The 11,901-nt window shown below is 46.3% G+C and carries 11 protein-coding genes; 6 read left to right on the forward strand and 5 right to left on the reverse strand.

From position 1 onward, the window contains the following. Positions 1-100: 100 nt before the first annotated feature. The 5 genes from HRM2_RS12705 (at position 101) to HRM2_RS12725 (ending at position 7,467) form a co-directional block, all read left to right on the forward strand. Entirely contained in the window at positions 101-685 is a 585-nt protein-coding gene (locus HRM2_RS12705; protein ID WP_015904412.1) for a hypothetical protein, read from the forward strand. A gap of 137 nt (positions 686-822) precedes the next feature. Next, positions 823-2,136: a surface lipoprotein assembly modifier gene (locus tag HRM2_RS12710; RefSeq protein ID WP_015904413.1), complete on the forward strand. Its 1,314-nt coding sequence runs from the start codon at positions 823-825 to the stop codon at positions 2,134-2,136. A 3-nt stretch (positions 2,137-2,139) separates the two neighbouring features. Beyond that, positions 2,140-2,934 (forward strand): polysaccharide biosynthesis/export family protein, encoded by a 795-nt coding sequence (locus tag HRM2_RS12715; RefSeq protein WP_015904414.1) that lies wholly within the window; start codon positions 2,140-2,142, stop codon positions 2,932-2,934. Between the two features lie 2 nt (positions 2,935-2,936). Then, complete coding sequence (locus HRM2_RS12720) at positions 2,937-5,120, forward strand: GumC family protein (RefSeq protein ID WP_015904415.1); 2,184 nt, start codon at positions 2,937-2,939, stop codon at positions 5,118-5,120. 16 nt (positions 5,121-5,136) lie between these two features. After that, positions 5,137-7,467 (forward strand): O-antigen ligase family protein, encoded by a 2,331-nt coding sequence (locus HRM2_RS12725; protein ID WP_015904416.1) that lies wholly within the window; start codon positions 5,137-5,139, stop codon positions 7,465-7,467. Positions 7,468-7,582: 115 nt separating this feature from the next. Here HRM2_RS12725 and HRM2_RS12730 read toward each other — a convergent pair whose 3' ends face one another. The 3 genes from HRM2_RS12730 to HRM2_RS12740 are packed head-to-tail and all read right to left on the reverse strand — an operon-like array spanning position 7,583 to position 9,636. Then, positions 7,583-8,281, reverse strand: coding sequence for a hypothetical protein (locus HRM2_RS12730; RefSeq protein WP_015904417.1), 699 nt, complete (start codon positions 8,279-8,281; stop codon positions 7,583-7,585). Between the two features lie 12 nt (positions 8,282-8,293). Then, positions 8,294-8,863 (reverse strand): methyl-accepting chemotaxis protein, encoded by a 570-nt coding sequence (locus HRM2_RS12735; RefSeq protein ID WP_015904418.1) that lies wholly within the window; start codon positions 8,861-8,863, stop codon positions 8,294-8,296. Between the two features lie 2 nt (positions 8,864-8,865). Next, a complete protein-coding gene (locus HRM2_RS12740) occupies positions 8,866-9,636 on the reverse strand; it encodes a hypothetical protein (RefSeq protein ID WP_015904419.1) in 771 nt (256 codons plus the stop codon). A gap of 61 nt (positions 9,637-9,697) precedes the next feature. Between HRM2_RS12740 and HRM2_RS12745 the strand changes: the two genes are divergently transcribed. Beyond that, positions 9,698-10,459 (forward strand): SPOR domain-containing protein, encoded by a 762-nt coding sequence (locus tag HRM2_RS12745; RefSeq protein WP_187149245.1) that lies wholly within the window; start codon positions 9,698-9,700, stop codon positions 10,457-10,459. A 4-nt stretch (positions 10,460-10,463) separates the two neighbouring features. On the opposite strand, the gene HRM2_RS12750 is transcribed toward HRM2_RS12745, so the two are convergent. Both HRM2_RS12750 and HRM2_RS12755 read right to left on the reverse strand, forming a co-directional pair. Further along, positions 10,464-10,862: an HAD family hydrolase gene (locus HRM2_RS12750; RefSeq protein ID WP_232364014.1), complete on the reverse strand. Its 399-nt coding sequence runs from the start codon at positions 10,860-10,862 to the stop codon at positions 10,464-10,466. Between the two features lie 137 nt (positions 10,863-10,999). Further along, the gene (locus HRM2_RS12755) at positions 11,000-11,707 is read right to left on the reverse strand and encodes a Bax inhibitor-1/YccA family protein (RefSeq protein WP_015904422.1); all 708 of its coding nucleotides are present in this window, start codon (positions 11,705-11,707) and stop codon (positions 11,000-11,002) included. Positions 11,708-11,901 lie beyond the last annotated feature (194 nt).

Below are 11,901 nucleotides of genomic sequence, written 5' to 3' on the forward strand. Positions count from 1 at the left end.
TGGCATTGATATTGCATTAGATCTTAGATACGAATTTAAGAAATGTACCATCAACAATGGGCAAGACACTGAATAATTAATACTTGCACTGGAGAAGACAATGAACAAATTATTATCTGTCATGACAGCACTGGCTATGATTGCCGGTTTAACCTCAACGGTTTTTGCTGCTGAACAAGACTGGCGCACACCGTTTATAGCGGCATTGCAGGACGGAAAAACAGCAACCATGGCTAAGGGTGAAGGACTTGCCTATACCGCCCCCGAAGAAGTGGTGCTGAAAGAAGCTGTTTCAAAGGCCATGGAGCAAGACGCACCGGCCTGTGAGTGCATGAAAATGGCCATTGATCTTGAATACAATCCCTACTCAGTTCTTAAATCCATCTACTCAGTCGGTGGCAATGTCACCCTTGATCAGTTGTGCATGTGCGCAACTGAAGCCGGGATCATGAAAGCCATCATTGCAAAAGCTGCTGTGGATGCCCTTTCTCCGACAGGGGAAGCGTTGTTTGACCGGGACGAAATTGCTCAATGCCAATGCCTCAGGGGTGAAGAAGGCTTGGCCTACACCCCGCCACCTGAAGAGGGCTTGCCCTACACGGCCCCCATTGCACCGTTACAGTCCGTTAGTGCTGATACCGGAAGAACCAGAACCTTTGCCAGCCCCACTGTACCGACAATTTAATAAAAGATATCAGAAGGGCCCTGCAATTATAAAATTGCAGGGTTTTTTTGTTGACATTCCATTAAATGAAGTGTGTATTGTTGTTTTTTAAGTCATAATTTTCAAGACCATTACAACTAAAAACTTAAGGAGCCGGCATGTACTGGAGAGTATCGATTCTGTCACTGTTCTTTTTTATTTTCTCGTTCGGGTATTCAACAGCCGCTACGGATCTGCCTGTCGGGCAGAGTGAAACCGCATTGCCCTCTGGCGACGAGGAAATCACAGCTGATATCTTTGGAAAAAAAGGGGGAGTGATCCATCCTTTTTTGCTGTTTGAAGAAAAATATACAGACAACCTCTACCTGACCGACTCAGACAAGGACGAAGAATTTGTCACCACTGTCAGCCCTGGATTGTGGCTTGCTTTGCCGGGAAACAGGGAAAAACTCCTGGAAATAGGACTGTCAACCTCCTCACCCGGAGGCCTTAACCTGAGCCGAATAAAACCTGAGACCACAAGGCGCACCCAGGGGTATCTGCTGTATGCCCCTGAGTTTGTTTTCTATTCAGACCATACGGGTGACAACTCAACCAACCACCGGGCTGAGGGAATGTTTCAGTACAACTTTAACATGGGATTATCCATTGACGTCATTGATCAATTTAACTCAAGGCATGAAATCAATGACAATGGTATCTATGAAGGCCTTGATAAATACAAGGACAATTTATTCGATCTCATCATGGTTTATGAAACATCTGAAAAATTCAAATTCAGGTTTGACTACTCAAACTACGACCTTGAATATGATGGAAGCGTCAACGAGTACAGAAACAGAAACGACAACTCGTTTTCTGTCTATGCCTTTTACCAGGTCAAACCCAAAACTTCGGTTTTTGTGGAGTATGAATTCTCCGACATTGAATTTGATACCTATACAGATGCAGACAGTGTTGAAAATCGGTTCTATACGGGTGTTGAGTGGGATGTGACGGCAAAGACCACGGGCCGCATCAAGGTGGGTTATATTTTCAAGGATTTTGATTCCGGGGATGTGGATGACCAGGACGGTTTCTCATTTGAAATCCAAACCCAGCATAATTTCAATCCAAAAAGGGGTTTTCGTTTAACGGGTTTTAGAAGATTCAACGAGTCCACCATGGTTGATGCATCAACCTATATTGCAACCGGCGTTTCAGCTGCATGGCTCCAGCGCTTTACTGAAAAATGGTCTGGGACTCTGGCCGTTGGAATCACCAACGAACAGTACAAGGGGGAATCCACATTTGAAGGCGTGACCGATGAAAGGGAAGATGATATCTTTTCTGTCGTACCTGCCCTGCGGTATGAATTCAGGGATTGGATGACCTTTGATCTGGGCTATGCTTTCGCCCAGAGGAATTCCAGTTTTTCAACCTTTGATTACAACGAAAACACAATCTTTTTCCGAGTTGACCTTTCCATTTAAATTATGAAACGATTTTTAATTTTAATAGTATTTCTTCTTGTTTTGTGCGGGGTTGTGCCGTCATCATTTGCCGGTGAGTATTTTGTGGGAAACGGCGACGTTCTTGCCATCAACGTGTATGAAAACGAAGACCTTTCGACAACGGTAAGGGTTACGGCGGATAATACCATCCGTGTGCCCCTGATCGGAGAGGTGAGCGTGAAAGGCCTGTCGGTTTCCCAGGTGTCCAAAAAACTTGAAGACCTGTTTGCCGACGGGTATCTGATCAATCCCCAGGTGGATGTGTTTATCAAGGAGTACAGAAGCAAAAAAGCAACCATCCTTGGTCAGATTCGAAACCCGGGGCTGTTTGAACTCCAGGGGGAAATTACCCTGCTGGAATTCATCTCAACAGCTGGCGGCATCCTGATTGATGCCGGCAACACGGCAACTATCAAGCGAAAAAAGCCAAAAGACAACCAGGAAGACAGCATTATCATTGATCTTGAGCGACTCATCAAGGAGGGAGATACCTCCCTCAACCTCCCCATCCGTGACGGTGACAGTGTGTATATTGCCAAGGCTGATATTTTCTATGTCTCGGGCGAGGTTAAAAAGCCAGATTCCTATAAACTCGATTCCGACATGTCCGTCATTAAAGCCATTACAAAGGCTGGCGGATTTTCCAAGATTGCATCCAAGGGAAAGGTCCGGATCATCCGATTAATCAACAATAAAAAACAGGTCCTTGAGAATGTGAACATGGACGAACCTGTTATGCCAGATGATGTCATTGTGGTACCGGAGAGCTTTTTTTAACCATGGAAGAAAAAGAGATACACCTGCGGGACTACCTCAGGGTTGTCAATAAACGCAAAAATACTGTTTTGACGTTTTTCACCATCACCTTTGTTGTTGTGGTCATCGCAACTTTTACCACAACGCCCCTCTACCTAGCATCCACTCGGGTGATGGTTGAAAAAAACACCTCAAGCGCCCTTGACGGCATGTACAGCTACACCCCCTATGATCCTGAATTCCTTGAAACCCAGTACCAGATCATCAAGAGTGCCTCGGTTGCAAAAAAAGTGGTGGAAAGTTTTGATGTGGAAAAGGTGTACACCACTTTTTTCCCGGAAGATACGTCTGAATCTTCTTTTTATAAATCGTCCATGGCCTGGATCAAGGATAATTATGCCTCCCTCAAGCAGATGATAGGCATAGACCGCTTAACGCCGGAATCAGAAATCCCAGGTGAAACGCCCGTTCCCCTGACCAAGGCAGAACAGCTGGAACTGTTCATCCAAGAGGGCATAAAAGTTGAGCCTGTTCAAAACTCCAGGGTGGTTGAAATCAGTTTCATGTCGGACAATCCCGCCCTTGCCATGAAGGTATCCAACTCCATTGCCAGGGCCTATATTGACGAACTCCTGGATATGCGCATGGAGACCTCCAACTACAGCATCCGCTGGATGACCAAAAAAGCTGAGATCCAACGGACAAAACTTGAAGAGACAGAAAGGGAGCTCACAAAATATCAAAAGGACAATGCAATAATCACCATTGAGGATCGCATGACGGTCCTTCCTGAACGATTGTCCGAACTCAGCCGCAGACTCACAGCAGCTGAGACAGAAAAAAAAGAGATGGGGGCCATCTACCGGCAGATAGAAAGCATCAACAAGGCCCATCTTGAGACCATCCCGGCCATTGCAGAGAATCTGGCCATTGATTCCATCAAAAAACAGATCATCGCATCTGAGCAGAAAATTTCTGAACTTTCAAAAAAATATGGCAGGAAACATCCGGTAATGATCTCTGCCAATGATGAGTTAAGGGGACTTCAGCAAAAGAAGACCCGTGAAATTCAAAAGGCGGTCCAGACCATCCAGAATCAGTATCAACTGGCCGCCTCCAATGAAAAAAATCTGCGGGCTCTTTTAAATGAAACCAAATCTGATACCACCAATCTCAATGAAAAGTATATTCAACTTAAAATCCTGAAACGTGAAGTTGAGACCAACCGCTTTCTCTATGACGCCCTTGTAAAGAAAATGAAAGAAAAGGGAATCACCGAGGAGAACCAGACGGTCAATGTGTGGGTGCTGGATAAGGCGACCCTGCCAAAATTTCCGGCCAGTCCCAGAAAAAAAAGAAACCTTGCCCTTGCCATTGTTCTTGGCCTTTTTGGTGGTGTGGGCCTTGCCTTTTTCTTTGAATACCTGGACAACACAGTAAAAAGTCCGGAGGATATTGAGGATCGGTTTGACATCCCTGTCATCGGGACCATCGGGTTGTTCAAGGACAAGCATGAAACCCTTGTTCAAAATATATTGACCAAGTCCAAATCGCCGTTGTCTGAAAACTTTAAATCCCTTAGAACCTCGGTATTTCTCTCGTCTGCCGACACCCCGCCCAGGACACTTCTGGTAACGAGCATGTCCCCTGGCGAGGGAAAATCTTCCATCAGCGCCTGCCTTGCAGCAGCCATTGCAGAAACAGGAAAAAAGACCCTGCTCATTGACGCTGACATGCGAAGACCCGTACAGCACACAAATTTTGCCATTGAAAACACCTCCGGCCTGAGTTCATTTCTGGCCGGTGTCTCTTCAAAGGACCTGATTAATAAAGACATTGCTGAGAATCTGGATCTCATCTGTTCAGGTCCCATTCCGCCAAATCCTTCAGAGCTTTTAAGCGCCGATCGCACTGAAAAAATGGTCCATAGGCTCTCAGAGACCTATGATATGATCATCATCGACTCGCCCCCCCTCATCAATGTGACCGATGCCCTTATCCTAAGCCAACGGGTGGATGGCATAATCATTGTCGCCCATGCCGGTTCAACCACCTATGAGATGATCAACAAGGGGTTAAAACTATTGACTGACAATTCCGCACCAGTTGCAGGAATGGTCATAAACCGGTTTGATGCCAAAAAGAGCGGCTACTATTACGGTTATGGAGACTATTACTATTCATCCACCGATGTAAAAGAATCCTGACCCGGGCGTTTTATCGTTGAAACTGGTTAACTACATATTCTATTTTCTCATCATTGCCTGCCCCCTTGCCTTTGGAACGGTTCATCCTTGGTCCATTGCTTTGATGGAAATTCTCTGCTTTTCTGCCCTGTTCCTTTGTCTGACCAACATTGTGCAAAAGGGCAGGGCGTTCCACCTCCCGCCAGGCAGTCTGCCTTTTTTTCTATTCATGACATTTATGCTCTTCCAGGTCATCCCCCTGCCGGTCCAGTTGGTAAAAAGCCTTTCTCCTGCAGCCTTTCAGGTCCATCAAAACACCGACGTTTTTTCCGGGCCTGCACGGTTTATGACCCTTTCCATTCATCCAGGGGCCACTATTGGCGAATTTTTCCGCTACCTCTCCTACTGGGCGTTTTATGTGTTGACGGTTCAGCTTTTGACGAACAAAACCCGCCTCAAACGAACCATCATTGTAATTACCATCTTTGGCGGACTGTTATCCTTTTCATCAATTCTCCAATTTTATCTGACAAAGGACATGGCCCTGTGGTTCTGGCATGTGCCGGTAAACTCCATGATTGTGGGTCCCTATATCTGCCACAACCACTATGCCGGTCTCATGGAGATGATTTTTCCAGTTGTGCTGGCCCTTTTCTTTTTTTATCGGCCAAGGATGGCAAACACCACACTGCTCCAAGGGGTTATCCAGATTTTAAGCCAGGAAAAGGCCAACATTCACCTGATCATCGGTGGCGCAGCCCTGCTGATTGTCACCTCCGTGTTTGTGAGTCTTTCCCGGGGGGGAATGATCAGTCTCTGCCTCTCCCTTGTTTTTTTCACCTTTCTGCTGTTTCGACGAAAAATAAGCCGGGGCAACACCCTTTTAATCATTGCGGTCATTGTGGTTGCGGCCCTTTCCATTGCCTGGTTTGGGTGGGATCAAATCTTTGACCGGTTTTCAAAACTTAAAAACGCCCAGGGCGTGATCCATGAATCCAGGTTTGATTTCTGGCAGGACAGCCTGGGGATCATCAGGGATTTTTTCTGGGTAGGATCTGGATTCGGCACCTATATCGATATTTTTCCGGCCTACCAGACGGTGTATGGTGCCCTTACAATTAATCATGCCCACAATGACTATATTGAAATGGTCGTCGAAGGCGGCTTGGTTGGCTTTTTGCTGGCCGCAGCCTTTATTGTCACCCTTTTTTCCAAAACCTACTCCAGGTTCATGCAAAGAAAAGATGCCTATTGCGTCTACATCTACATGGGCAGCATCACAGGCCTTGTAGCCTTTCTTTTCCATGGGTTTACCGATTTTAATCTCCACATTGCAGCCAATGGCCTCTGGTTCTTTTTCATGGCAGGCCTTGCCGTGTCCGCTGCCAATACAAAAATAAAAACCCCGGCCATCTCAACCCTGCTTGTGCCTGTTAAATCCCCTGTATTTAAAAAAGCAGTCATCGGCCTTACAATGGTTGCCCTGGCAGGTGGTGGGGTTTACAAACTCTCAGTTTTGACGGGTTATTACTATTTTTCCCATATCAGAAAAATGACCATAGCCGCCACAACACCTGTGGATACCCTTGAAAAGATAGAAAAAATAGCCGGGATTGCTATAAAATTTGACCCCCTGAATGCAGATTACCATTTTGCCGTTGCCAATGCAGCCATGTATTTAAACCAGGCTCCCACGGCCCTTGAAAATTTCAAGCAGGCAGTTGCCCTGAATCCTGCCAGCAGTACTTATCTCAAACGGTTAGGGCTGTTCTTTCAAATGACAGGCAATGCTGAACAGGCAGGCTCGCTTTTAAAGGCAAGTGTCACCTACGACATCAGTGACCCTGACAACGCCCTTGAATATGGTGCCTGGCTATTGTCCCGGGACAGGGTGGGGCAGGGCACCGTGTATGTTCGAAGGGCCATTGAATTAGACCCCAAAATGATTGACAAGGCTCTGACTACCATGGCAGTTCTGGGACTAAACGATGAAGAAATGGCAACGGGTGTTCCAAAAATGCCCGGTCCCTACATTGTCTGGGCCAATTTCCTGTATGGTAATGGAAAGATAGCCCTTGCCGAACAAAAATATCTGGAAACCCTTGATTATATTGAAAAACAAAAAAAGATAAGTGCCTGGGATTTTTACCGTGTCTGCCGGTTTTTTCAAAAACAGGGGAAGACAGAAACAGCCCTTAAGGTTATGCAGCGGGCCGTACAGGTGCTGCCCCTGGATGCAGGCATCAGAATCAGCCTGGGGGATATCTATCGAAAAATGGGCGTTACCTACCGGGCCGACGAGGAGTATGAACAGGCCCTTCTCATTGATCCCGGCAACAAAAAGGCAAAACAGAGACTCAAGCGCTGACAGGGGCCAATGCCTTATACCTTAAGTTCAGTCACTCGCTGATGCGCGCCTGCACCTAACCATCCATAAGTTCCAGCCACGCTGGCCGGAATCGGCCCATGGCGTATCCTGAAACTTAATCGTTTATGTGCATCTCAGCGTATTGGGCAAGCACCTCGTGGATTTTCGGGGGAGGGGAGATGGCAAAATAGTTTTCAGCAACCACGTGGCCGATTTCATGGGTGACCACCCTTAATTTTGCATTGTTGGCCGAATAAAAAACAGTCTTTTCACCCGGCGAAAAAAAGGCAATATAGTTGACTTTTCGGTGGTAGATTCGCTGGTACGCTGCCTGAACGCCCCTGGTTGACCCATGAATGACAATGTTGAACCTGAGCGTTGCCGGATACATATCCAGGACTGTTTCAACCTTTTCAACGATCAGATCAATTTTATTTTTCACCTCATCTTCTATGGTATCACTCTTTTTTCCCTTTAAAAGATATTTGAGGTTTCCCATGTAGAGCTTGTTGTTGAATTTTCTAAGGGCTTTTACATCTGAATAGGTGATGGTGGTGTATCTGGATTGGATCGTTTTGATATTCGGGTCTATTGCCGGCGTGATTGACCGAGGTGGGGCAGAGTTTATTGCCGGGGGTGAAGCAGACATCGTCCTGGGAGGATCCTCGGCGTGTAAGGGTCCCAGGGCTGCAAAAACCAGCAGAAGGGCTTTTGCAAGACAGGGTATGACTGCTCGGCACAGGGTCGAGAGATTATCCGCAAACTCCTGGATTGCCCTGTTTTTTTCAAGGGATGTTATGAATGGTCGACACATGGGCAACCAATCCTATAACAATCTAAAGTCATTCAATACTTTCATTGCTCTTTGATTGATCTTTTCTATGTCTGAAAGGGCTGTCCCAGAAAGAGTGGTATCACCTGTTTGCCTGCAGATTTGATCTATGGATTCAGATCCGTCACGCAGTTCTTTCAACTGCTTTGAAACCATTTGGTTAAAGTCGTTTATCTTTTGGGCAAGGACTTTTCCCTCGTCCTTTTCCCGAAGGACAATTGTCAGGGACAAATCCTTTTCACCCATGGCATCCAGGGTCTTTTCAAATCGGTAAAAGGGCCCGGCAATCCTATGGGTTAAGAACAGGGTAATCACAACTGTGACCAACCCTGCAATGACAACAAAAAACCACTGGGTGCTGAGTATCCGATTCAAAAGAATCCCGGGTGTGGTGCCGAGTTCAAGGTGATAATTGTCATAAACAATGGACAGGGAATTTGACGATAAAAAGCTGAAAATCAGGGAGAATAGGGCGCTTCCCAGGGCAACCAGCAGAAAATATTTAAAGATGTATTTTCCCTGGAGTTCTTTGTTGATGAAATAGTTTTTGCGCTTGAATCCCATGTTTAATCCTCCTTCTCAGTAGCGGGCAGGTCAGTCAGGATCTGGATATGGGCCGTTGTTGTTAAATTTTCAATCCAGCGGCTAAACATGGCACCTTTTTCCTGTTGGGTCAAAAAAGTTCTGATCTCGTCGATATTGACCAGGTTTTCTGCATCTGAACTGCCCGGACCAGCTGCTGAATCAAGGCGAAAGCAGACAAATTGTTCGCCCCTTTTGACAGGATCTGACACTTCGCCCTGGGCGACCTTAACAAGGGTAAATTTGAGCTCATCTGACAGGTCATCAAAATTTGCAGCAATGGTTTCAATTGAGGCTGTTTTTACCTTTTCAACATCTTCCAGGGTGTCATAACTGATCTTACTATAAACCAGGTCCCTGCCTGCAAGCCCGGTATAGTGATCAATCATCCGGTCAATCGTCTGGTTACTTATTTCAGGTTCAAGGGATTTAAAACGTCTATCAATCAAAATTTTGATCAGGGACTGCTCATAAAATTTTTCCACGGAAACCCTGAAACTTTCCTCCTTGTTGATGCCCTGGGCAAGGGCCTCCTGGATGAGAAGTTCATTGGTGATCACAGAATCGATAATGCCTGCGGTATGGTTGCTGGATGTTGATTCGCTTAAAAGCCCATCCAGCTCCTTCTGGGTTATCACCCTGTCATTGATCACAATGGCAGGCTTTGACACTTCAACCTTAAAATGGGTAGAGGAGAATGCCAGGATTGCGGTCACCAGAACAAGGATGCCAATGGTGTAATAAATGTATCTCATTCAACCCCCGTGGTCGTAAATTTAATTGACAATGGTCTCGATTTCATATCATACATGGCCCATGGAAAAAAGATATATTAACTGGTTCATGATTGTGCTCCTTTTTTTTGCGGTTCCTGTTCAATGTCTGCAGGCAAAATCTCCACAGGAACTTTTTAACGAGGGGGTTGAGGAACTCAAGACCGGCGAGCCCCAGGCAGCGGTTGATCTGTTCACCGAATTGATCATGACGGAACCTGGCAATGCAAAAGTACACAAGAACAGGGGGGTCGCCCTCATGAAGTTAGGAAAGGTGGATCTGGCCATCCAGGATTTTGAACGAGCCCTGACATTAAATCCGGATCTACCGGGCCTATACAGTAACCTGGGTGCGGCATGGTATTATAAGCAGGCCTATGAAAAGGCCGTCATAAATTACGGCTATGAAATTGAACGAGAGCCCGAGAGTTATGTGTCCTATTTTAACCGGGCGCTCTGCAGGGTGCTGTTGAACCAGCCAAAGCTTGCCATGGCCGACATTGCACGCTGCCTTGAACTTAAACCTGATTTTCCCAAAGCCCTTGAGTTACAAAAAGAGATGAAAGGGTTTGAAATTCAGACAGGTGCCTTTATGAATCAAAATAATGCCGTTGAAATGGCGGGTATGCTTGAACAAAAGGGGATTGACACACATATTCTGACCCTTGAGGATCATCAAAAAAAAACCTGGTATCTGGTACGGGTTGGGCATTTTGCTGACTCAAAGGAAGCCGAAAAGTTCTGTAAACAGCTTATAAACCGAGAAAAGATTACAGCAATCGTCCGCCCCTGGGGAAAATTTTAGCCCGTCAGGACCGGGGTCCTTCAACAATTTCACCTGTATTTGCAATCACCTGGACAGCTCGGTCATCATAGAGACGAATCATGTCATAGTCCTTGACATTGGTCACCTCAAAATCGGGAAAACCGTTTGTCCGCAGCCACGTCTTGACGAGCTGCACCTGTTCGGTATCACCAGCCCGGGCAGTAAATATTTTCACCCGAACGCCGCTCTTTACCATGGAACGTACAAGCTCTGCCATTTTTGGAACCGGTTCTCCTATTTTCGCAAGGGTGAAGGACCTCTCTGAATTTGCCAGGGTACCGTCAAGGTCAACGCCGATCCATCCCTGGGAAAAGGTTTCATCGGAGGTTTGGGCGGCAGGGACCGAATATTGCCTGGCCGATTCCTGCTTTGCCTTTTTCATGTATTCATTAAATGCTTTTATCATTTTCTTCATAGTTGAGAATGGGGATCAGGCTTTCCTTGTTGTCGTTAATGCAAACGGGTCAGGCCTACTATATGTTGCAGGTGCAACACGGCATAGGCCTGACCCTGAAACAATTAATCCCTTGAACCGCCAAAGATGCGCAGCAGCATGAGAAAGAGGTTTATAAAGTCAAGGTAAAGGGTCAGCGCGCCCATGATGGCGCCTTTTCTGACCACGGCACCGGACAGATCGGCAGGCTGGGTCATGGCCATATTTTTAAGTTTCTGGGTGTCATAGGCAGTGAGGCCGACAAAGACGATTACCCCAACGTAGGAGATCAACATGGACATGGCAGGACTTCTGAAAAACATATTCACAAGGGTGGCAACAATGATACCGATGAGTCCCATCATCATGAATCCACCCATGGAGGTAAGATCACGTTTGGTGACCATGCCATAGACGCTGCATACTGAGAACGTAAGGGCGCAGATGAAAAAAGTTGAAACAATCGAGGTACTTGTATAGACCATGAAGATCGACGACAGGGTGACGCCGTTGAGTATCGAGTAAACAACAAACAAGGCAGTGGCCGTTGATGCCTGGATTTTCTGAACCCTGGCGCTCAGGTAAAAAACAAGGCCAAGTTCACCAAAGATCAAACCAAAAAGAAGCACCGGGTTGCCGAATATCGCCCGCATGAGGGTTTCATTTCCTGACACATAAAAGGCGGTAAAGCCTGTCAGTGCAAGCCCGATGGCCATCCAGTTGTAGACGCTTCTGATGAATGAATTTACCCTGACAAGGGTGGTTGCATTGCTCAATGATGACTGGGTATTCATGAATAAAATCTCCTGATAGTTACAGTTATTACTGACGATCCTAGTTTCAGTCCTTCGAATATAACACAGGTAAATGACATTTCAAGCCTTTCCGTCACTGTATGCGTCAGTCGGTGTCCGTTTGCTGAACAGAGAAAGTCGGGGGATTTTCAAACAAGGCAAACCCAAGCCGCAAAAACTCGGTCGCTGCGCTT

The organism is Desulforapulum autotrophicum HRM2, assembly GCF_000020365.1.
In the GTDB taxonomy this organism is placed as follows: domain Bacteria; phylum Desulfobacterota; class Desulfobacteria; order Desulfobacterales; family Desulfobacteraceae; genus Desulforapulum; species Desulforapulum autotrophicum.